This is a genomic window from Sulfuriferula nivalis (assembly GCF_009937995.1).
GTDB classification, from domain to species: Bacteria; Pseudomonadota; Gammaproteobacteria; order Burkholderiales; family Sulfuriferulaceae; genus Sulfuriferula; species Sulfuriferula nivalis.
Genome location: NZ_AP021881.1, coordinates 2,103,023 through 2,126,094, shown reverse-complemented (window position 1 = coordinate 2,126,094; position 23,072 = coordinate 2,103,023). Strand labels below are relative to the sequence as shown.

Genomic DNA, 23,072 nt, shown 5'->3' with positions numbered 1-23,072 from the left:
TATGAAGTTTTCCCTTTGATCTATCCAAGCTGCCCTGCACAGATAAGTATCCGCGCCTTTATTACTAATGCCGACACCACACGCCATTTTCTGAAGCACATCGGCGAACCCAATATTAGATGCTCATGAAACATCTTCTATAAAATTTGGTGGGGCAGACTGAAATGCAAAAGTTGGATCAATCTGCGGTGCAAATTGACAATAAGCCATCAAAATTTGATTTTGGGTGGACAGCCGTCACTCAAAAACCTGTGTATGAATGACAGCTTGCTTAGGCAGAATAGCAGAAGTTAGACCCCAGCAACCTGACCCGCCCTAGAATGTATATTGGCAGACAATCGGTACCTCGTGCTATTAATCTCCGCTTGCAATATCAACACGATATTACATTCCTAGATCAGTAGTGGTATGGTTGTTTTAGCGAGGTTTGCCAGTGCTATTTAATTCGTCATAGCTAGCGCGCTCGAACATGTCATTGCGTTTGAGCATGGTGTATTTGGGTTGCTCGGCCCAAGAGCGGAATTTGGGTGAAAACAGCCAAATGGTAACGAGTGCCATCACCATGAAAATGATCGCGCTAATAATCACGGCTATCATGGTTGTTGTGCCTCTGGTAATTTGTACAGGGTACGTATAAATGTACTTACCGCTTGTTTATCCAAAGCGCTAAGGCTGGGCCAAGGTTGCATACCTGTGCCTGGTATGCCTGTGTTCAGCACTTGTATGGCACGCGCCGTATCGGGTTGCATAGCTGTAAAGTCTGCGGGTCGGGGCAAGAGCCCTATACTGACTGAGCCGTTGCCACGACCTTGGGCACCGTGACAAATCATACAATTGTTTGCATAAATTCCAGCACCACGCGCAAGTAACGAAGCTGTGGTGGTGATGGTTTCGACGGGAGCACTGTGCAATGACTGCACGTAAATGGTCAGACTTGCCAGGTCAGAGACGGGTAAGTCACGCCAGGCGGGCATTGCCGAGCCGGGTACGCCATTCCATAATGCCTCCGCTACACCCTGCGTTGAAAAATGATGCACCTGTAAATTGGCAGGTCTGGGTGACAGGCCTGATGCAGCAAGTCCGTTGCCATCACCATTGGCACCGTGACATCCTGCACAGTTTTGCGTGAACAGCGTGCTGCCACGTGCAAACAACTGGTCGCGGGTAACGGTGCTATGCGCCAAACTCGGTACAGTCCCACTCAGTTGTGCCTGATTAGGGTTGATAAATGGAGCTGTACATAAACTATTTATTTCCATCAACATATCTGGATCCAGCCCGCTATCAACGCGGGGTCCTATGCGCTTGCCTGCACCTGCCTGACGTGCGCGTCCCAGTGTGTGCAAATAAGCCAGCAGGTCGGAAGCCGAGGCGCCCGGACGATCAGGACCACCTTTGAATAGCCAGTTGAACGAAGCCGCTATCGCGGAGAAATATTCCCGAACCATCAAATTACGCAGCATAATTTCGTCTCCCCCAGCAATGGAATTTTGATTACTGTACCACGAGGAGACGACATTGACAGCCCCCACACCCATCCCCGCGCACTTCGAGCACAATCACCAGCGACTGCTGAATTGCCTCAAGCTCAGAGGCATGCAGCCTAAAACCATCGCCTTGTATTCACACGGCGTACGGCGCGCAGCGGTGTATTTTAATGACCAGATAGACGCGCTCACCAAGCCACAATTAACCGACTATTTTGTTCGCATCCTGGATACCCATTCATGGAGTACGCTCAAACATGATCTGTATGGACTGAAGTTCTATTATGCCCATGTACTCAGCCAACCCTGGCCAGGTGCGGATCTGGTTAAACCACCCAAGTCATATAGCCTGCCCGACATCATTACCGTCGCCCAGGCACAACAAATCTTCATGGCCACCCGCGTATTGAGCTACCGCGTATTCTTCTTCACCCTCTACAGCCTGGGCTTACGATTAGGCGAAGGCTTACGCTTGCAGGTAGGGGATATCGATGCGGATCGGATGCGGGTGCAAGTACGCAACGCCAAAGGCAACCGTGATCGATTGGTGCCGTTATCAGAGAACACCTTGCAGGTATTGCGCCGTTTCTGGCTCACCCATCGCAACCCAAGCTTGCTCTTTCCTAATCGACACGGCGGTCTTGCCAAATCGCACTTGGCACGCACCCCGCTGGATCGTGGTGGTATCCAGACCACCTTGGGTCAAGTGACCCGTGACTGTGGCTTAAAAAAAGAATTACACCACACAGCCTGCGCCACAGCTATGCCACCCACCTGATAGAAGCTGGCATCGATTTACTCGAAATTCAGCAGATACTCGGACACCAGTCCATCCTCACCACCATCCGCTACACCCACCTCACCGAACAACGCCATCAGAGCGCACACACTCGCCTTAATCAATTAATGGAGAAATTCCACATTCATTGGGGCAAAGTCAAATGATCAGACTGGCGCACATCGTAGCAACCTACGCAGCTAAACTGCTTGCACAACACGGTCATCACCTATTGCCCAGCCAGCAAGCTGCCTTAACCGCCTTTCAAACCTGCCGTAGCCAGATGAGCCCGAGGATGCAACTTGCCTGTGATGATTGTCAAACACCCAGCTACCTGCCACATTCCTGCGGTCATCGGCATTGCCCGCATTGCCAGGCGCACGAATCACAGCGCTGGATAGACCAGCAATTACACAAATCCATCCCCGCCAACTACTTCATGCTCACCTTCACCGTGCCCGCCCAGTTGCGCACACTGGCCTGGCAACATCAGCGCGTCATGTATGACTTGATCACACGCTGCGCGTGGGAAACAGTCAACACCTTCAGCCAAAACGACAACAAGCTGCGCGGCAGCGCAGGGGCGGTGACTGTACTGCATACCCATAACCGCCGACTGGACTATCACCCCCATGTGCATCTCGTCATGCCCGCTGTCGCCTTTAACCCCAAACAGCGACGCATGCGTCATAAACACGGCAACTACCTGTTTAACCACAAAGCCCTGGCCAAAGTATTTCGTGCCAAATTACTGGCAGGCATCAGACAAGCAGGACTCACCCTGCCAAACGATTACCCGACCGATTGGGTGGTGGATTGCAAAGCCGTCGGCACTGGACAGCACGCTCTGATCTACCTTGGGCGCTATCTGTATCGGGGGGTGATACAGGAGAAAGACATCCTCTCCGACCGGCATGGTCAGGTCACCTTCCGTTACCGGAACAGCCAAACCAAACAAATGGAAACCCGTACCTTGAGTGGTGTAGCCTTCCTGCGACTGATACTGCAACACATTCTGCCCAAAGGCTACCGCCGCGCCCGCAACTTTGGCTACCTGCATCCCAATAGCAAACTACTCACCCAGCTACAGCTGACCCACCTATGGCGACGGAACAATCCGCCGCCAGCGCAACCCAGACCAGCGATACGTTGCCAATGTTGCGGTGGGGTGATGAAGATAGTGCGCACACGTATCAAAGCGATACCGCTAGCCACATCAGCCCCATCTATAAAACGGGAACACAGAGCAGATGACACAGGGTGGGAGACCATGCGCTAAACCAGCCCACACCGCCCACCTGCCAGACTAGGCAGGTATGGCCGTGCTCGCCCTGAAGAAGGCTGAAATTGGGTTAACATGCCCGAAAAGCCGACTAAAAACGGTGAGTTGAATAGAATAAGTTGCTGCAATGGCAACGTGAAGGTCGTGAAATGGCGGGTGGGATGCGTAACGCGTCCAGTTATGCCAGCATAGTCAAAAAGATATTTCCATAAGCGCTCAAGCAACACCCGCCCCAGCCATGCCGGGCTTGTCCAACAAACGGTTCAGATTGTGGCTCGCTTCGCGATCACAATCTAACCTTATTCGTTATAGGAGGGCATCACTGAATCTGGCACTATTGATTGGGGGTGGTACAGGTGGGTGAGTTGCCAGTCATCACTGCGTACGCCAGTTTCACGGGCAAGGTCGGGACCGATGCGACGTGTACCCCACAGTTGCGGAAAGTCGTAGCGTGTTTCCCATGCTTCGGTGGGCGCGCCCCAGCGCAGCACGTCAGGCAGTATGAAACGTACCTGTTGTGTGTGGCACAGCGCGCAGCCCAGGCTTGCGTAAACCTGCCGGCCGCGCAGTTCGGCGGCGGTGTAATCCGGCATATCTGTCTGGGTATGGGAAGCAATCGTCTTGGCTAAACGTAATCCCGGCAATACCCCCAGCGCAATAAATGAGAGCAGGAAGAAACCGATGCCAGCACCAAATATCAGTAGATATACCATGCCAAACCAGTGCTGCGGGCTGGGCTGGGTTGTGATAATTTCATCCATGATTAGTTTGCGGTAGTTGCGCGCCCGTGTTTGGTAAGGGCTGACTGCCACTGGTATTGCGATTGCTGATCCCAGTAAACATGCCAGCAATGAATAAGGCAAAACCAGCAAGGATAGGCGCAGCAGATGCGGCGCGTACCAGCCAGTATCCGTGGGAGATACGTACTGAATCCATCCATGGTGCACCGCTGTTCCATAATTGTCCCTGTACCAGGCCTGCCACTGTCAGATCGACCAGCATTATCATCAAGCCTGACAAAATCAGCCAGTAAGCGAGATTCATATAACCGCGGTGATAACGGCTACCCAAACTGCGTTCCCATATGTGGGCGATGCCACCCAATGTGACAAAAGTAGCGAAACCCAGCATTGCCAAGTGCGAGTGGCCGATTACCCAGTCAGTGAAGTGTATGTAACGCTGCATAGGCATGATGGCCTGGAGCGAGCCTTGCAGGCTGACCACCAAATACATTACAACGCCAGTCCATACAAAACGCAGCGGTATATCACGACTGACCAACGCCCCCTGTCTGCGCAACGACATGAGCAGATTGAAGACGACCAGTATCACGTCAAATCCCATGATGATAGAAGCAGCAATTGCTGCACGCTGAGTATCCATAGGTATGGATGAGTAAACGTAATGGTGGATGCCGTTAAGCGGATAAACGAAGAACAGTAGCCAGAAACCTAACATCGATAAAAAGTGGCTGTAGATAGGTAGTTTAGTCCGTACCGGAATTACATAAAACGCGATGGCGAGCGCAAAAGGCGTGACAAATAGTCCGATGGAGTCATGTATCCATAACCCGCTAAACGCTGCGCCAATTGCACCTGGCACCAGTTGTGGCACCAGACTGCCTACTGGGAAGGCGAACAGTGTGAATGTCAGTCCGCCGATGATGTACCAAGATGATACGTACATGCCATCATCATTGGGTTTCCGAGCCAGCGGCGGGATAAACTGCCATGCCATCAGCCCCAGACACAGCTCAGTCACCAGATTGACTGCCAGTGGAAACTCGGTCCATTCCAGCGGCTTGATCGCCCAGAACGTGTCAGGTAGATTGATGGTAACCAGCGTCCAGCCCAGCAACACCACACCTGCATTCCATAATGCGAACAGCAGCCAGCCGAGTGCTCGACTCATGACTGGACGCCCGGCTAGTCGCGGAACCGCAAAATACAGGAACGCGATAAAGGCATTGCCGAGCCAGCCAAAAAGGATACCTTGAGTATGATTGGCACGCATGGACCCCCAGGTGGTTTCTACATGACCACTGAGGAATTCTGGTTGCACTAGTTTGATGGCGATCGCCGTGCCAAACAAGGCTGCGATTATCAAACAGAACAGTGCAGCGTAAGCATGGGCACGCATAAGATTAGTTTCGACAGATGCAACCGGCGCGCCTGTGATAAAGCTGAGTGCTGTGCCGCCCTCGTGTCCGGCCTTATTTTTCTCGATAACCTCAGCCATCATTTCATGCCGGGAGTCGGATTGTTCGCTGATGTAGTACCTTTACCCAGCAGTTGACCATTTACTACGGTTCCATACATGCTGTCAGATGAGTCGTGATATTTTGCTCGCGTCGCTGCTATATCCCCCTGGAAGCGCGGGTCTTGCGGACGTTCATGGCTGTCCATGAAAATTGCCACATCCCATGCTTGTTGATCGCTCAATGTACCGCCCAAACCCAGCGGCATATTGGCTTTGATGAAGCCCACGGCATTCTTTATGCTGCCCATGCCAGCGCCCCAGTTAAATGATTTCGAGCCCCATAAAGCTGGGAAATTGGGTTGTCCGTTAGCATCCGCCTGGCCCGCACCATCCGCACCGTGACATACTGCACAGTTTTGTTCAAATACCAGCTGTCCGCGTGCATAATCCATAGCCAATGGGGGCTTGGGCACTTTTGGATAACCCCTGCCAGCTATTTTTGGATCTATGGTTGCACCGGTTGCCAGCCAATAGGAATAGCTTTCCAGTGCGATCAGCACTGGGTCACCAAGCGGCGGCGCCTTGCCGTTCATACTGAATTTAAAGCAGCCCTGCATACGTTCGGAATAGGTATTTACGTGTTTGTTTTTGCTACGGTAAGCTGGGTAACTTACATAGGCAGCCCACAAGGGTGCCGAGTCGGCGAGACGACCCGCATCCAGATGGCAACTGGCACAGCGGAGGTTGGTAGGACCCGTATATTTGCTTGCATAGCTTGAGGTATGTTCGAAAATATTCTTGCCCAATTGTACTGTTTTACCGAATTCATCCTTGGGCATATCCAGATCAGATGGCGGCTGGAATTTAGTTGCGGGTTTGACGTCAGTCGCCGCAGGCAATGCAATAGTGGATGCGGCAACTGGTTTTTCGGTTTGCGTTACCGGGCCAGGTTGCCCGGCTTGTGCTGCTACGATGATGACACCTGCAGTGACAAGAATGCCGACAGTCCATGTTATGGCTAATTGTACTTTCATGGCTGATTCCTCGTGGAAACTGTGCTTGTGGGCAGCGCTGAAAAATATGTCGCTACGTCATGGATATCGGTTGCAGACAATTTGGAGGCGATAACTTTCATCAGCCCTAAAGGCCCAGGTGCGCGTGTGCCTTGCTGCCAGGCACGCAGTTGATTCTCGATATAGATCGATGACTGTCCTGCCAGCGCAGGAAAGGTGCTGCCGACACCCACGCCCATAGCGCCATGACATTGTATGCATGCCGGCAAACCCTGCGGCCATCGACCCTGTATGGCAAGACGTGCTCCTACGGAATTTGTTTCTGGTACAGCTGCGTTTATACCTGCCGGGCTACCCAATCCGGCGTAATAGCGGGCCACTGTGGCGCGTTCGTCAGCATTCAGCGTTTTGGCGATAGGTGTCATCATCGCATTGAAGCGCTGACCATTTGTTAATGCAACGAGCTGGGCCTGCAGATAGTCGGCGTTCTGCCCTGCGAGTCGGGGGAATCCATTTGCGGGCATGCCTTCACCGTGAGCGCCGTGGCAACTCATGCACGCTGGTGTGCCTCGATCATTACCATGCAGCGCAATAGTAGCGTCGTCGGCTAGCGCAGGGTTAATCATGCCTGTTAGTGCAAGGCTAATGAGTGAAATAAGCGTCAGATTTGGGCTCATCGGTATCCTTCATATCAAGCATCAAAAAAAGCATCCGTACGTGTATGGCGGATTACGTCGTCCTGATGAACTCTACGAGGATTAAGCGGGTAAGTTTGTGCGGTAGCGCACGTTAGTTTTAATTACTGATGGCAGCTAAGGGTGGCTGTGTTCTGAGTTTCTGTGGTGATATTGCACCTGCATAGCTATTTGCGGTGACGTTGAAAACGACCCATCAGTGGTTTGACGCTAAAACCGTGAACGATGATAGATAAAGTGATAACTATCAGTGTCAGTTTGACCAGTTCCAGCGAAAGATCTTCGGGGAGTCCGTTTTGTATGGCGTACATCAGGTAATAAAGTGAGCCTATGCCGCGTACGCCAAACCAGCCTGCCATGCCGCGTATTCGCCCAGAAGTGCGCGTTGCAAGCAAGCCGATGTAAACACTGACTGGGCGCGCTACTATGAAGACAAACAGTGCAAGGCCGACTGCACGAAAACTCCATGAGCTTTGAAATAGCGTGCCGCCTATTAATAGCACGAGCACGACTTCTGACAATCTTTCCAGATGTTCTTTAAATACTAATGACCCTTCACTGACTGTCGGTGGTAGATCATAAGTGGTGCTGTTTACTTCTATATCGAGATTGCTGAACGATTCATTGGTGCTGGCAAAGCGGAGTTCAGTCTGACGTAATGCGACTGCGGAGAAGAATACGGCCAAAAATCCCCAGGCGCCGATCTGTACACATAAACCATAGACGACACCTATCAGACCGAGTCCGAGGAAGTCATATATTAGATGGTTGTCGGTGGTTTTACCGCGCAATTTATGTCCTGCATAAGCTAATGTGACGCCTGAAACTATGCCGATGGTAATCGCCGCTACGGTGGCCCATAACACATCGATCAATATCCAATGCACACCATAATCACCAATGTCATGCAAACCGAGCAATCCCAAGCCCAACATGACAAAGGGGAAGGCACTGCCATCGTTCATGCCAGCTTCGCAGGTCAGTGTGAAGCGCAGCTGGTCGTGGTCACCAGGGTGGCGAATTTGCACATCGGTTGCCAGCACCGGGTCGGTAGGAGCAAGTATTGCACCTAGCAGGACGCCTGCCCCTAATGGCAAGTCGAGCACGTAATAGGCGAATGCTGCGATCAATGCGACCGTGATGGTCATTGACGCTGTAGCGAGCAATATAGGTGTGCGCCAGCGGACAAAGCTGAATGGTACTGGCATTTTCACACCAGCTGAAAACAGGGAAATCAATACCGCCACTTCAGTCAGCACTTCCAGCAGCGCTGATTCCTTGAGTGGGTTGAAATGAAATATACCGAGCACAGACGGACCGACCAGAATACCGACCGCCAGATAAATCATGGCGGAGGTGATTGGCAATCGCTTAAGTATCGAAGAGGTCAAGCCCATGGTAAGCAACAGTCCACCTACGAGCAGGAACCAATGGGCGTTAGTCATTTGTCATCCATACGCAACTATAATTTTCATATTGCTATTATAGGCTGGTCTGGCAGCGTATACGATAATTCAATGTGTTCTGGTAAGTTGGGCTACTGTGTTCCGATCTTGCTATTCGTCGCTGCCTGGTCCACGTCCTTGACCTACAGGGTCATTGCTGTCGAATGGATCAGTCAACTGTATCGCTTGAGTGTTACCCCATTTTTCCAGATCTTCAACTTCCACACCTAGCCAGAAAAAACCACCCGCCGAGTCTGTCCAATAACCGCCAACAATACGTTGAGTCGGTTCCAGCAGTATGTGATGAGCATATTCCAATGCCGCATCTTTGCTACGGAATACTTTCCACAGCACGATACGTTCTTTTTGCGGATCTTCCGGAAGCGATATGGGCTGAGCCAAGACCTCGTTTATTTGAACATCCTGATTAAGTATCTGCATGATTATCCTTTGCATTGCATTGGTTAAATTGAGGTTCATTTCAGTGCACATTTAAATCGAGTGGAATTAAAAATACGATCTGACGTGATACTGCTGTTCATGGTCACATCTTAAAAGTGGATAATAAACAGATGTACTTATGGATACTGTGCGTTGACGCACATAGTGCAATATTGGCGCCTATTGCGGCATGTTGTTTGCTCAGTTTGTTGCGGTTATCAGATTGCGCATCAGGTCTTGTTGCATGATTAATTGGTTAGTCCACGTTAGCTGTTGCTGCTGTATTGCGGGTAGTGTTGTTAACCACGTATGCCAGTTCAACTCGGTCGAGTTTACTTGATTCCAGCTGTGCCAGAATGTGATGAAATTAGTGGATACATTACTTTCTACATTACTCAGGAAGTGAGCCAGAAAGGCATTGAGTTTGTCATGATGGGCGTTGTCAGCTTGGGGGTAAATGTGCCAGACAAACGGTTTTCCTGCCCAGATGGCGCGTACGAAAGAGTCTTCACCCCGGACAAAGTTGATGTCGCAGAGCCAGAGCAGTTTGTCGTAGCTGTCCTGATCGAGAAAAGGGAGTCGATGTACTGTTAAATTGCCGCGTTGCCAGGTTGGGTTGTTAGTGAAGAAATTACTGACCAGTGGGGTGATTTTGCTATCCGGTAGTAAAACGGTGACAGGTGTGGCACTGTTTTCCCATTGTGTTAACAGTGAGGGCAGAACCGGGTTTTCATAGCCAAACAAGGAAATGGTAAGCACATCGCTGACGGGTGTGATGTTGAGTTGAGCCCAAAATTCGGCTTGAAGCTTAGGGTCGCTTTGAAATGCATCGCGACGACTGATGAGGTCGTATTCTTTTATTAGCCCACCTGTTTGCGCGGTGAAGCCGGGAAAGAAAAAATGTTTGACCAGTGGTAAGCGTGGATGAGGCGAGGGCAGGTTATGGCAGCCTGCGACCCAGTCTTCGGCGCTGAGATATTCGAGATTAAGCCAGAGCGACTTGATGGGACTGGCTGCCATGGCGTTCATGTGGCTGTCTGGTATGTCGCAGGCAAAGGCTTCGATGACGACATCAGCAATATCCACGGCTGGAAAATCGGCTGTCCACAACCGTACTTCTACACCACTGAGTATTTGGCTTGCTGCTTGAGGGTGTGCGTCGGGACAAAGTGCGGCGAGTGGGCGTAAATCATCTACCCACAAACGCACGCTGACATGATGTTCTGTAACTAATTGCCGCGCCAGTCGCCAGGTGACAGCGATATCACCGTAGTTGTCGATGACCCGGCAAAATATATCCCAGCGCGGCATAAGCCTGTTTATTTAGCCACTAGACGTTGCAACTGATCTCGAACTTGCTCCAGGGTTGCCTTGAAATCATTTAAGCGCTGTTTTTCCTGGTCAACCACTGCCGCTGGCGCACGATCAACAAAGCTGGCGTTGCTGAGCTTGGCATCGCATTTGTTGATTTCGCCTTGTAAACGGTCGATTTCTTTAGACAGTCGTGCGGTTTCAGCTTCCTTATCAATTTCGATAAGTAACATGAGTTTGCTGTCACCGACGATAGCTACTGGTGCATCGCCATCGGGTAGTTCGGTATGAATCTTAACCTCACTGAGTTTGGCCAGCGCAGCGACATAAGGTGCGAAGCTGGTGAGCATCACGGCATTGCCACTCATCGCCAATGGTACTTTGAGTGCAGGTGACAAGTTCATCTCGCCACGCAGACCACGCGTTGCATTGATAATGTCTTTGAGCAAGCTGATTTGGTTAATTGCCTGTTCGTCGATTTTGCTCGTGTCGGCAATAGGGTAGGCCTGGTTCATAATGCTGTCGCCAGTGCCACCTGCCAGTGGCGCAACGGTTTGCCAGAGCTCTTCAGTAATGAATGGAATAATCGGGTGTGCAAGTCGTAGCGCGGCTTCCAGTACACGCACCAGGGTGCGGCGAGTGGCGCGGGTAGCGGCTTCGTTGCCTGTGCTGAGTTGGACTTTGGCAAGTTCCAGATACCAGTCGCAGTATTCATCCCAAACAAATTCGTACACGGCACGCGAAGCCATATCAAAACGGTAATCGGTAAATGCTTGCGCAACGCTGAGTTCGGCTTGTTGCAGACGGCTGATAATCCATTGGTCGGCAAAGCTGTATTCGAGCGCCAGGCTGTCATCCAGCCCGACATCTTTGCCATCGCAATTCATCATCACGAAGCGTGTCGCGTTCCACAATTTATTGCAGAAATTGCGGTAACCATCAGCACGTTGCAAATCGAACTTGATGTCGCGACCATGGGTAGCGAGACTGGCAAAGGTGAAGCGAATAGCGTCGGTACCAAATGCGGCAAAGCCATTAGGGTAGTCGGCACGTGTTTGTTTGGCGATGCTGGCAGCCTGTTTAGGATTCATCATGCCGGTGGTGCGTTTGGCGACGAGGTCATCGAGACTAATGCCATCGATTAAATCCAATGGGTCAATAACATTCCCTTTGGATTTCGACATTTTGTTACCGTGTGCATCACGTACCAGACCTGTGACATAGACCTGGCGGAAAGGAATCTTGCCAGTGAAGTGCTTGGTCATCATCACCATACGCGCTACCCAGAAGAAGATGATGTCAAAGCCGGTAACCAGCACAGCACCTGGCAGGAATGCATCCAGCTCAGGTGTTTGCTCAGGCCAGCCCAGCGTGGAGAATGGCCACAGCGCGGACGAGAACCAGGTGTCGAGTACGTCTTCATCGCGGCGTATGGTTTTTTCGCCAGCCTGTTGCTGCGCTTCAGCCTCGGTATGGGCGACGTAGATATTGCCGTCTTCGTCATACCAGGCCGGGATACGGTGTCCCCACCAGAGCTGGCGTGAGATACACCAGTCCTGGATGTTTTCCAGCCACTGGTTGTAGGTGGAAGTCCAGTTTTCCGGGACAAATTGCAGTTCACCAGATTTAACTACTTCTAGGCCCTGTTTGCCCATTTCGGCCATGTCCACAAACCATTGGTCGGTGAGCATAGGTTCGATGACAGTGTTGGTGCGATCACCGCGTGGCACCATCAATTTGTGTGGTTTGGCGTGGGCGAGTTGATTTTTTTCAGTTAACTCAGCCAGCAATTTTTTACGGGCAACGTAGCGATCCAGTCCCTGGTATTCGGTTGGGCACAGATCGTTCATTTTCGCATCCAGCGTTAACACGCTGATAGGTGCCAGATGGTGACGCGCACCAACAGCGTAGTCGTTGAAGTCATGTGCAGGTGTGATTTTTACTACGCCAGTACCGAAAGCAGGATCAACGTAATCATCGGCAATTACCGGGATGCTGCGCTCAGCGATAGGCAGGCGCACATGACGACCGATGAGGTGTTTGTAACGTTCGTCTTCAGGATGAACCGCTACAGCCACGTCGCCAAATAGTGTTTCAGGACGGGTGGTGGCGACTTCAACAAAGCCATCTTCACCTTCTATGGCATAAAGAATATGCCACATGAAGCCGTCTTCTTCGGTGGAAACAACTTCGAGGTCGGATACGGCGGTGCCCAGTACGGGATCCCAGTTGACCAGACGTTTGCCACGATAAATTAAGCCTTCGTTATAGAGTTTGACGAATACTTCGGAGACGGCGGTGGATAAACCTTCATCCATGGTGAAACGTTCACGTTCCCAGTCGCAGGAAGTGCCGAGGCGGCGCATTTGGCCGGTAATGGTGGAGCCAGACTGCGCTTTCCATTCCCATACTTTTTCGAGGAAAGCTTCACGGCCTAAGTCATGGCGGGAGATGTTCTTGGCATCAAGCTGGCGTTCCACCACGATTTGCGTGGCGATACCTGCGTGATCAGTACCTGGCTGCCATAAGGTGTTGTCGCCCAGCATACGATGGTAGCGTATGAGTGCATCCATGATGGTGTGCTGGAAAGCGTGTCCCATGTGCAACGTGCCGGTGACGTTCGGCGGTGGCAGCATGATGCAGTAAGCGGGTTTTTGGCTATCCATGCTGGCACGGAAGTAGCCCGATTGTTCCCAGTGTTGATACCAGCGTTGTTCTATTTGTTGCGGTTCAAAGCTTTTAGCGAGACTGTTAGCGATTTCCATGATGCACTATGAGTTAGGTAAAACATCACATTATACCGAATCGTCAGGCTGCTTGAGTGTAATACCGTAACGCTTGAATTCGTTAATCAGGGTTTCTTGTACGATATGCTCGATATTGATAGTTAATTGTGGCAGTAGCAGGGCGATGGTGTCATCCATGGCTTGTTGCAATTGAGGGGCAATCAGGCTGGTTATTTGGGTTTGCAATTGTGAATTGATGGATTGCAAAACATGGGTGGCGATGCTGGACTGGGTTTCTGCGCTAATATCTACTGCTGGGGTAGATGCAGAGGGTGGTGTCGGCGCTGCATTATTGAATACGGCATCACCCAATTGGACAATGTCGGTTAGTACAGGGAAATTCATCACCGTGTCGTATTCAGGCATGACTAATGGCTCGGGTGGATTGGCTGCTGGCGCAAACGGGTTGGTTTGGTAGCGTCCAATTAAGGCATCCATTTTATCGATGATAGGGTCGTCCATATTTTAGACCTCTTAAGTTTTTGGTTATGCATATTTTAAACCCATTTTCGAAGTCTGCCGCATCATCGGCTGTCATGCCTTAGTCGAATTTCAGAAATGGAATGAGTGCAGAGCAAAAGCCAGCAAGCACACCATGGGCATTTGTCTGTTTCTGATGGAAGTCTGGCCAACGTCAACGCATGATTTTGATAATGGTGTGCTAAACCTAGAAACGGCAGTTGACCGCAAATTTTTTGAGTAAACATCATCAGGTCAGCTTAAAATGCAGAAGATGGGTCTATTGTGGTGCAATTTGCACGTGGCTGCATGTATACATGATGTAAGAGCTACTGCCATGCCATACCAAGATACGATCATCATTTCATTCTAAACTCTTGTTTTATGGCGTTTTGGTAATGTATCTTTCGCAATTCATCATTACTCATATCAGTATATACCAGCGTTAACTGCTCTCTTTTGTGCACCAAAACGACATTGCTGGCAGGCATTGTGACATAAACTTCTGTCAAAATTGCTTTCTTCGGATTAGGTGGCGCATTTTTAATATCTTCGTATGTGATCACATCTTCAGGAAAATATGGATTAGTATTGATCGTTGTAACACCACGAGTTGCCCATAAAATACCAAGCGTTACTGCTGTCCCTATCGCATTAGAAGTCGTTTGTGCACTAGTTAGCTCTGGCTTGCTTCCTTCAAGATGGAGATTTTGTGCATCACCAATAAATTCTTCCTCAACGAAAAAAACATGTTTGTCGCCTGACTTACCATTTAGCGCTAAATCATTACTGCATACATTAGATAAATCAGCATGATGCACCCAATTGCATTTGGCTTCCCAAGCATCAAACCATGCTGCTTTTTTAGTAAATCGAGTTCTTTCTACTATGACTGAATAAGGTGCAGGCGTGGTATCTTTGATTAGATTTTGCTTAGCTGTCACATTAGATATGTCGACTAACTTATCATCTGCATATCCGTTATTAATAAACGCCAACAGTAGCATTGTATAAATACAGCTTTTTGGTATTTTAGTCATTAATGCTCCTCATCATTTGTTATGGTGGTTGATTTAGAATTCGGAATCGTTCTTATGCTAAAGCTTATCAGCATATTGCAGCTTGCAGTATTACTCAGATCGAAGTGGCTGTATTAACGCACCATTTGCCGCCAATTTTGTGCCCGCCATTTCTGGTGATTGCTTCTTAGACCCTATGTTTGACATTGCCAATATAATGCATGATCCACCGTAAACTCAGTCTTTGGCACGCTAAAAATCAGGTTTTTCCCCGTGGTTTTCATTAGCATGGTGGTGTCTCGAACTTCATTTCATTTGTGAATGGGTCTATGCTCGGAGATACATGTAGATGAACATGACGTCCATCGTCGTAAGTGCGTAGACAGTCACCATTCATACATTGCGTATTACAGCTTGTTACACCAGGCCTATGTGCTGGTTTAGCTGGCCACCCTCCTGATGACGCTGTAACCTGTTGACGAACTATCTGGGTTTTTTCGTGCGGCATTGTTCTGGTATGCTCGGTTGCCACGCTATTATGTTCATACTTGGCGATTGCAGCAGTTGCTTTCATTAATCCCATTTGCTGAGTTAAGGCTTGTCCAGCTTCAATTTGCACTTTTGACATCAAAGAAACAATAGCATCTCTGTTTGACGTGGCAGGATTAGTGCTTGAGTGATCCTTGCCCGCTGAAAGATTGTAAAGTGCAAAAGCAATGACATAGTCTTGTGAAACACCATGGCTATTGGCGTACATCACGCCAAGATTGTTCTGCGCCTTTGCAACCCCCTGATCAGCGGCTTTTCTGTACCACTGAGCAGCCTGTGCGTAATCCTGAGGCACACCCAGGCCGTAGTCGTACATCACACCAAGGTTGTTCTGTGCTTGAGCATACCCCTGATCAGCGCCTTTTCTGAACCACTGAGCGGCCTGTGCATAATCCTGAGGCACACCATGGCCGTTAGCGTACAGCACGCCAAGGTTGGACTGCGCTAGAAAATTCCCCTGATAAGCGGCTTTTCTGTACCACTGGGTGGCCTGTGCATAATCCTGAGGCACGCCTTGGCCGTTGTCGTACAGCACGCCAAGGTTGTACTGCGCTAGAGCAACACCCTGATCAGCGGCTTTTCTGTACCACTGAGCAGCCTGTGTGTAATCTTGAGGCACACCTAGGCCGTTGCCGTACAGCACACCAAGATTGAGCTGTGCTTGGGCATACCCCTGATAAGCGGCTTTTCTGTACCACTGGGTGGCCTGTGAGTAATCCTGAGGCACGCCTTGGCCGTTGTCGTACAGCACGCCAAGGTTGTACTGCGCTAGAGCAACACCCTGATCAGCGGCTTTTCTGTACCACTGAGCAGCCTGTGTGTAATCTTGAGGCACACCTAGGCCGTTGCCGTACAGCACACCAAGATTGAGCTGTGCTTGGGCATACCCCTGATAAGCGGCTTTTCTGTACCACTGGGTGGCCTGTGAGTAATCCTGGTGTACGCCTTGGCCGTTGTCATACAGCTCGCCAAGACTGTTCTGCGCTTGGGCATACCACTGATCAGCAGCTTTTCTGAACCAGGTGGCGGCTTGTGCGTAATCCTGAGGTACGCCTTGGCCGTTTTGGTAGAGCACGCCAAGGTTGTGTTGTGCCTCAGCATTCCCCTGGTCAGCGGCTTTTCTGTACCAGGTGGCAGCTTGTGCGTAGTCTTGCGGTACACCATGGCCGTTGTTATACAGCACGCCAAGATTGTGTTGTGCGTTAGCATTCCCCTGGTCAGCGGCTTTTCTGTACCAGGAGACAGCTTGTGCGTAGTCTTGCGGTACGCCATGGCCGTTGTTGTATAGCGCGCCAATCTCGCCCTGTGCGGCAGCATATCCCTGGTCAGCTGATTTTTTGTACCAAACTAAAGCATTGTCATAGTCATTTTTTACGTAGAAATAAGCTCCATACAAAAATTCCGTATTAGCATTACCTGCTATCGCATCTTGCTGCAACTGTTGTAAAGCAGTTGTATTACCTAAAACAGCTTGCATAGAAAGTAGCTTGGCTTGCGCATCATCTATTGCGACAGCATTCCCAGATGCCAGAACCAGTGTTGAACTCAGTGCAATACTGATGAGAGATAGTAATTTTTTGTGTTTCATTTTCTAATCCGTATCAATGGTAAATTTTCTTAAAAGGCGTAGTTTTGTTGTGTCGCTGATTGAGCTTCTGCCTAGTTTGTTATTACGGTTTGATCAGCCATGCAAGCATAATCAATTAACAGCAGGGCAGAGAATTCAATTATTTAACAACTTTTGTTTTTTATTTTGATGAGTAGATGAATGCTTTTGCTGAACACCAAGATACGCATCGATTGCTACAGTAACCCCGTTTGCAATCATTTTCTGGGTCAATGCCTGTCCTGATTCTATTTCAGCCTCAGTCATTATAGAAACAAGATCATTTCTATTAGATAGGGCTGGATTATCGTGTGATTGATCCTGACTTGCGGATAGATTGTAGAGGGCATAGGCAATGATATTATTCTGAATTATGCCTTGCCCCTTTCTATACATTGCACCAAGGTTGTTCTGAGCTAAAGCAAATCCCTGTTCAGCAGACTTTCTGAACCAAGATGCGGCCTGAATATAGTTCTGCGGTACACCTCGGCCGTTGAGGTACACAATGCCAAGGTTATTTTGCGCATGAACCTCCCCCTGATCGGCGGCTTTTCTATACCAAGCTGCGGCTTGTGCATAGTCCTGCGGCACGCCGTGACCATCGCGGTATAGCAAGCCAAGGTTAACTTGCGCGACAGCAAGCCCCTGATCAGCAGACTTTCTGGTCCAAGTTACGGCTTGTGCGTAGTCTTGCGGTACGCCTTGGCCGTCTCGGTATAGCAAGCCAAGGTTGTGTTGTGACTCAGCGTTCCCCTGCTCAGCGGCTTTTCTGTACCAGGCGGCAGCTTGTGTATAGTCTTGGGGTATACCTTGGCCGTTCTGGTATAGTACGCCAAGGTTGGTTTGTGCGTTAGCATTCCCCTAGTTCGCGGCTTTTCTGAACCATGTGGCGGCCTGTGCATAGTTTTGTGGTATGCCTTGGCCGTTCTGGTATAGTACGCCAAGGTTGTTCTGAGCGTCAGTATTTCCCTGGTCAGCGGCTTTTTTGTACCAGGATACAGCCTGTGCGTAGTCCTGTGGTACGCCTTGGCCGTCGTGGTATAGCACACCAATCTCGCCCTGTGCGGCAGCAAATCCCTGAACAGAAGATTTTTTTAACCAAGCTAGAGCGTTAACATATTCTTCATTTACTTCGAAATAAACACCGTACCAAAATTCTGTATTAGCACTGCCCGCAATCGCATCTTGCTGCAGCTGCTGTAAAGCAGTCGCATCTCCCTGATAAGCTTGGGTAAATAGTTGCTTAGCCTGTGCATCATCCATTGCCACAGCATTCCCAGATACCAGAACCAGTGTCGAACTCAGTGCAATGCTGATGATAGATAGTAATTTGTTGTGTCTCATTTCATAACCCGTATCAAAGGTAAAAAATTGTGGAATAGATTTAATAGCTAATTATGCGTGGCTGCAGAAAAAGGTTTTGTTGTAAGCTTAAAATTGACATTGCTTTAATTAGGCTATGTCATAGTTAATTAGTGGTGGCTGTACAAGCCTTATGGATATTGGATACTAAATAGGCACCATAAAAATGTAATTTATTGATTTTTAATAAAAAATTAAATTGTGCGTTTTGCTTCAACAATTAACTGTGACATAGCCTTTAATTATTAATATCATGCTGCGCTGAAGAATAAAGTGTTAACGAGCTCTAATTTTTCCGCCAAGAATGGCTCTCCAATGTAGGTTTTTAGTTGTATTTAAGTGGACTAGCTTATCACCTCTCTATCTTTTTTCAAATATTTTGTAAGACTAACAATTAATATGCATGTTAACTTGTGCTGGCGATATAGAGGGCTAAAGTGAATCGTCTGTGTGATAACAAACAGGATTTAGAGGGTAAGTGACTTAATTACAAGGTTCTTACTGCTACATATCAAGCTATTTACTCATGTCGTGATTAGTGAGTGGGTGGTTGTTTTGTTTATAGTATGACCATCGCTGGCGTGCAGCAAGGCGATCAGCATCATCGGTGCTGACAATTTCGATTAAGCGGGTAAATTGCTCAAAAAAATCGGGCGTGTGCGCATTCAGATTAATCAATAAATCACGATGAGGCAGTTCGCCTAAATTCGTGCCTAATACGATAGGCGTGCAGTGGGCGTGAGGTTCACTGGCCAGGCAATGTGGAATGAAGCTGGTAACTACATCCGACCATAGTCTGGTATTGAGTTCGTTCAGGACTTCCTCATCCTCACTCAGGATGAGGATCTTCAGCCCCTGCTTGTATGCCTTTTGTGCTATCTGCCGCGCCAGCATGAGTTTATCTGGCGCATTGGAGTAAAAGTCTACACGGCTCATTTTTTGGTAACGCGACCTAGCAAGAAGTGAGTGAGTAAAGGTACTGGGCGGCCTGTGCTGCCTTTATCCTTGCCTGATTTCCATGCAGTGCCGGCGATATCCAGGTGTGCCCAGTTATATTTGCCGGTAAAACGCGATAAGAAGCACGCCGCGGTAATTGAGCCACCTGCACGTCCACCAATATTAGCGATGTCGGCGAAATTGCTATCCAGCTGTGACTGGTAATCATCCCACAGTGGCATGCGCCATGCGCGGTCTTGCGAGGCGGTGCCAGCGGCGGTGATTTCTGCGGCAAGCTCATCACTGCGGCTGTACAGCCCACTTGCATGCTGACCCAGCGCAATCACACACGCGCCAGTAAGGGTGGCGATGTCGATAACGACTTCTGGATCAAAACGTTCAACATAGGTCAGTGCGTCACAGAGTACGAGACGGCCTTCTGCATCGGTGTTGAGAATTTCTATGGTTTGTCCCGCCATGGATTTGACAATATCGCCTGGCTTGACGGCCATGCCATCGGGCAGGTTTTCACTGGCAGGGATGACGCCGATAACATTGAGCGGCAATTTTAGCTCGGCGGCAGCCTGTAACGTACCCAACACACTGGCTGCTCCACACATGTCATATTTCATCTCATCCATTTCAGCGCCTGGTTTGAGCGAAATGCCGCCTGAATCAAAGGTAATGCCTTTGCCCACGAGGACGATAGGCTTGTCGTTTTTATTGCCTCCATTGTGACGGAGGACGATGAGTTTGGGTGGTTGAACACTGCCTTGAGCCACAGCCAGCAATGCGCCCATGCCCAGTTTTTCCATGTCTTTACGATCAAGGATTTCGCATTTTAGGGGGTAAGTTTTGGCCAGTGATTTGGCTTGGTCGGCGAGATAACTTGGCGTGCAGATGTTGCCAGGCAGATTGCCCAGATCTTGAGCCAATGCCATACCCGCAGCGATGGCGCTGGCTTGGGTTACACTGGTTTCCGCAGATTTCAGGGATTTGCTATCAATAATGAGTGTGATTTTTTTCAAGCTGCAGGATTTGTCATCCGCTTTACTCTTGAGTTTGCCTGGCTGGTATTGTTGTGCATGTGCTGCAAAAACGGTTTGTTCCAGTTGCCATGCGAGATTTTGGTCGGTCAGCGTTTCGCTGGTTAAATATATTGCAGCATTGCTAATGTTGAGTTTGTTGAGGGTAGAGAGTGCGGCATTGGTGGCTGTCAGGAAATTCTTGCCATTAAATTCCGCGGCTTTTCCCAATCCTACCAATAACACCCGCTTGCTGCTGATAAGCGGGACGTTGTGTAACAATAAAGTGCTGCCAGCTTTGCCTGTCATGTCACCTGTTGCCAAAATTTCTGTTAAATAGCCTAAGCTGGCGCTATCCAAGATTTGTCCACTAGCGGATAATTGTGCAGATTCAAAAACGCCGATCACTGTGCATGCTGCACGTTGTTTGTCTGCTAGGGTATTTTTTATGCTAAATTCCATGTGTGGCTCCTAAACCGTGAATGTCCCCTCATTATTTGTAGTCTGTCGTCAAAAGTCAAAATAAACATGAAGCTTTTTCATCGCGCATTGTTGCGTGAACTTATTTTTAACTATCTCGCGGTATTTTTAGTGCTGTTAGTGATTACGCTCACTACGCTATTTATTCGTCTGCTAGGTGATGCTGCGCGCGGTGAAATGGTGGTCGAGGCGGTGCTGACATTCCTCGGTTTTGGCGTGTTCAGTTTTCTTCCAATGTTGCTGTCATTAGCGTTATTTATCTCTATTATCATGGCGTTGTCGCGTGCTTATCGTGAGAGCGAAATGGTGGTGTGGTTTAGTGCTGGACTGGGGCTCAATGCCTGGTTACGACCCATACTGACTTTTGCATTGCCTGTGGTGCTGGCGATAGGTACGTTGAATCTGGCGGTGATCCCCTGGGCGTTGAGCAAAAAAGATACTTTCCGACAAATATTAGATAGCCGCGACGAATTGTCACTGATTACACCAGGTTTGTTTGTGGAGTCCAAACAGGCAGATAAAGTCTATTTTGTTGAAGGTCTGGCAGATAACGGTGCGCGGGTGAAAAATCTGTTCATGCAGTCCACGCAGGATGGTGTGCTGGGTATTACAGTTGCGCAGTCGGGGGTGCATAAACGGTTGCCGAATGGTGAGCGTTATCTGGTGCTGGAAAATGGCAGGCGTTATGAAGGTACGCCTGGACTGGCAGACTATAAAATTGCAGAGTTCGGGCATTATTGGATGTGGTTGGAGCCGAAAACAATTTCTTTGCACCGTGATTTGGGTGCGAATTCATTACCGGCAACAACATTGTTGCAACAGTCTACCCCGGCCAACCTGGCCGAGTTTGTCTGGCGTTTTGGTTTTCCTGTAAGTGCTTTGGTGCTGGCAATATTGGCGATACCGCTGAGCTTTGTTAATCCGCGTGCTGGACGTTCGTTTAGTTTGATATTGTCATTGCTTATATTTGTTATTTATAACAATCTGTTAGGTATCATTCAGGCGTGGGTGGCTCAGGAAAAAATTTCATTTGTGGCTGGCTTGTTAGGCGTGCATCTATTCATGCTGGGATTGGCGAGTATCATGTTTTATCAGCGTATGAGTTTGCGGCGAGGCTTGTTTAAATGAAGCTTATTGTCCGCTACTTAGCCAAGGAAGCATTGGCATCATCTCTGTTTGTGTTTGTCGCATTGATGACTTTGTTTGCATTTTTTGATTTGATTAACGAGTTGGATGCATTAGGCAAAGGCCATTATGGTTTTGGTCAAATCTTGCTCTATGTCACTTTAAGCATTCCTGGACATTTGTATGAGTTGCTGCCCGTCGCAGCATTGATAGGTACGTTAGTCGCTATGGCGCGTTTAGTGGAGAATTCTGAATTCAGCATCATGCTGGTATCAGGATTGTCGATGCAGCGCATTGCGGTATATTTGATGATGGTGGGACTGGTATTTACTGCATTGACTTTTGTGTTCGGTGAAATTATTGCACCTGCAAGTGATCGTTATGCTGAGCAAATGAAGTTAAAAGCGACTAATTCGCTGGTGGCGCAGGCGTTTCGTTCTGGATTATGGGTGCGTGATGACCGTAACTTTATCAATGTGCGTGAGGTGACACCGGATGGTGAACTTCATGATGTCAATGTGTACACTTTTGATGATAAGTTTCGTTTGCAGCGCATTTATCGCGCCGCTACGGGCACGTTTTTACATGATAACGTATGGCAGTTGCATGGCATCGATGAAACTCGATTTGCGGCAACGGGAGTCACGGTAGGGCATGTAGATAGCAGCGAATGGAAATCGGTGCTGACGCCCAGCATTATGAATGTGCTGCTGGTACCACCGGAAAAGATGTCTGCTGTGAACTTATGGGAATATATTCAGCATTTGCATGAGAACCATCAGCCTAGTAAGCGCTATGAAATCGCATTGTGGAGTAAATTGATTTATCCCTTTGCCGCACCTATCATGATTTTGCTGGCCTTGCCGTTTGCCTATCATCGCCCCCGTGCCGGAGGCGTGAGTTTGCGTGTGTTCGCAGGTATTATGTTGGGGTTAGGCTACCATCTGTTTAATCGATTATTCGCCTATATGGGTTTACTTAACGATTGGCAGCCTTTAGTGAGTGCGTTAGTGCCTACGTTAATGTTTTTAGTGCTGGGTGTTTACTTGCTGAAGCGGGTAGAACAGCAATAAC

19 protein-coding genes and 2 pseudogenes are annotated in these 23,072 nt (G+C 49.1%); 4 read left to right on the top strand and 17 right to left on the bottom strand.

Going from position 1 to position 23,072, the window contains the following annotated elements; genetic code table 11:
• Positions 1-417: 417 nt before the first annotated feature.
• Positions 418-597, bottom strand: a complete 180-nt coding sequence (locus SFSGTM_RS10505; protein WP_162085122.1) for a hypothetical protein — start codon at positions 595-597, stop codon at positions 418-420.
• Positions 594-1,463 carry a c-type cytochrome gene (locus SFSGTM_RS10500; RefSeq protein WP_162085121.1) on the bottom strand — a complete coding sequence of 290 codons (870 nt, stop codon included), beginning with the start codon at positions 1,461-1,463 and terminating at the stop codon, positions 594-596. The genes SFSGTM_RS10505 and SFSGTM_RS10500 overlap by 4 nt, the downstream gene beginning before the upstream one ends.
• 55 nt (positions 1,464-1,518) lie before the next feature.
• On the opposite strand from SFSGTM_RS10500, the pseudogene SFSGTM_RS10495 reads away from it, so the two are divergent.
• Positions 1,519-2,432 (top strand): annotated as a pseudogene (locus SFSGTM_RS10495) (tyrosine-type recombinase/integrase).
• Positions 2,429-3,544: an IS91 family transposase gene (locus SFSGTM_RS10485; protein WP_162083488.1), complete on the top strand. Its 1,116-nt coding sequence runs from the start codon at positions 2,429-2,431 to the stop codon at positions 3,542-3,544. Before SFSGTM_RS10495 ends, SFSGTM_RS10485 begins: the two are co-directional and overlap by 4 nt.
• Before the next feature lie 302 nt (positions 3,545-3,846).
• On the opposite strand, the gene SFSGTM_RS10480 is transcribed toward SFSGTM_RS10485, so the two are convergent.
• The 15 genes and pseudogenes from SFSGTM_RS10480 to SFSGTM_RS10415 form a co-directional block, all read right to left on the bottom strand.
• Complete coding sequence (locus SFSGTM_RS10480) at positions 3,847-4,308, bottom strand: cbb3-type cytochrome c oxidase subunit II (protein WP_174237411.1); 462 nt, start codon at positions 4,306-4,308, stop codon at positions 3,847-3,849.
• Positions 4,301-5,785, bottom strand: coding sequence for a cbb3-type cytochrome c oxidase subunit I (locus tag SFSGTM_RS10475; RefSeq protein WP_162085120.1), 1,485 nt, complete (start codon positions 5,783-5,785; stop codon positions 4,301-4,303). Before SFSGTM_RS10475 ends, SFSGTM_RS10480 begins: the two co-directional genes overlap by 8 nt.
• A complete protein-coding gene (locus SFSGTM_RS10470) occupies positions 5,785-6,780 on the bottom strand; it encodes a c-type cytochrome (RefSeq protein ID WP_198420545.1) in 996 nt (331 codons plus the stop codon). The genes SFSGTM_RS10475 and SFSGTM_RS10470 overlap by 1 nt, the downstream gene beginning before the upstream one ends.
• Positions 6,777-7,436, bottom strand: coding sequence for a c-type cytochrome (locus SFSGTM_RS10465; protein ID WP_162085119.1), 660 nt, complete (start codon positions 7,434-7,436; stop codon positions 6,777-6,779). The genes SFSGTM_RS10470 and SFSGTM_RS10465 overlap by 4 nt, the downstream gene beginning before the upstream one ends.
• A 185-nt stretch (positions 7,437-7,621) precedes the next feature.
• A complete protein-coding gene (locus tag SFSGTM_RS10460) occupies positions 7,622-8,899 on the bottom strand; it encodes a cation:proton antiporter (protein WP_162085118.1) in 1,278 nt (425 codons plus the stop codon).
• A 111-nt stretch (positions 8,900-9,010) separates the two neighbouring features.
• Positions 9,011-9,340, bottom strand: coding sequence for a hypothetical protein (locus SFSGTM_RS10455; protein ID WP_162085117.1), 330 nt, complete (start codon positions 9,338-9,340; stop codon positions 9,011-9,013).
• Between the two features lie 201 nt (positions 9,341-9,541).
• Positions 9,542-10,651 (bottom strand): elongation factor P maturation arginine rhamnosyltransferase EarP, encoded by a 1,110-nt coding sequence (gene earP / locus SFSGTM_RS10450; protein WP_162085116.1) that lies wholly within the window; start codon positions 10,649-10,651, stop codon positions 9,542-9,544.
• 8 nt (positions 10,652-10,659) lie between these two features.
• The gene (locus SFSGTM_RS10445; protein WP_162085115.1) at positions 10,660-13,416 is read right to left on the bottom strand and encodes a valine--tRNA ligase; all 2,757 of its coding nucleotides are present in this window, start codon (positions 13,414-13,416) and stop codon (positions 10,660-10,662) included.
• Positions 13,417-13,446: 30 nt separating this feature from the next.
• On the bottom strand, positions 13,447-13,899 hold the full coding sequence (locus tag SFSGTM_RS10440) for a hypothetical protein (RefSeq protein ID WP_162085114.1): 453 nt from the start codon (positions 13,897-13,899) through the stop codon (positions 13,447-13,449).
• A 356-nt stretch (positions 13,900-14,255) separates the two neighbouring features.
• Entirely contained in the window at positions 14,256-14,936 is a 681-nt protein-coding gene (locus SFSGTM_RS10435) for a hypothetical protein (protein WP_162085113.1), read from the bottom strand.
• A gap of 262 nt (positions 14,937-15,198) precedes the next feature.
• Positions 15,199-17,052, bottom strand: coding sequence for an SEL1-like repeat protein (locus SFSGTM_RS10430; RefSeq protein ID WP_162085112.1), 1,854 nt, complete (start codon positions 17,050-17,052; stop codon positions 15,199-15,201).
• Between the two features lie 135 nt (positions 17,053-17,187).
• Positions 17,188-17,913, bottom strand: a pseudogene (locus SFSGTM_RS17065) (tetratricopeptide repeat protein); the annotation flags it as partial.
• Positions 17,914-17,931: 18 nt separating this feature from the next.
• Complete coding sequence (locus SFSGTM_RS17055) at positions 17,932-18,414, bottom strand: tetratricopeptide repeat protein (protein WP_198420659.1); 483 nt, start codon at positions 18,412-18,414, stop codon at positions 17,932-17,934.
• Positions 18,415-18,948: 534 nt separating this feature from the next.
• The gene (locus SFSGTM_RS10420) at positions 18,949-19,368 is read right to left on the bottom strand and encodes a DNA polymerase III subunit chi (RefSeq protein WP_162085111.1); all 420 of its coding nucleotides are present in this window, start codon (positions 19,366-19,368) and stop codon (positions 18,949-18,951) included.
• Positions 19,365-20,855: a leucyl aminopeptidase gene (locus tag SFSGTM_RS10415; RefSeq protein ID WP_162085110.1), complete on the bottom strand. Its 1,491-nt coding sequence runs from the start codon at positions 20,853-20,855 to the stop codon at positions 19,365-19,367. Before SFSGTM_RS10415 ends, SFSGTM_RS10420 begins: the two co-directional genes overlap by 4 nt.
• Positions 20,856-20,921: 66 nt before the next feature.
• Here SFSGTM_RS10415 and lptF point away from each other — a divergent pair, with 66 nt between their 5' ends.
• Both lptF and lptG read left to right on the top strand, forming a co-directional pair.
• A complete protein-coding gene (lptF, locus tag SFSGTM_RS10410; protein WP_162085109.1) occupies positions 20,922-22,001 on the top strand; it encodes an LPS export ABC transporter permease LptF in 1,080 nt (359 codons plus the stop codon).
• Positions 21,998-23,071 carry an LPS export ABC transporter permease LptG gene (gene lptG, locus SFSGTM_RS10405; RefSeq protein WP_162085108.1) on the top strand — a complete coding sequence of 358 codons (1,074 nt, stop codon included), beginning with the start codon at positions 21,998-22,000 and terminating at the stop codon, positions 23,069-23,071. Before lptF ends, lptG begins: the two co-directional genes overlap by 4 nt.
• The last annotated feature ends 1 nt before the right edge of the window (position 23,072 follow it).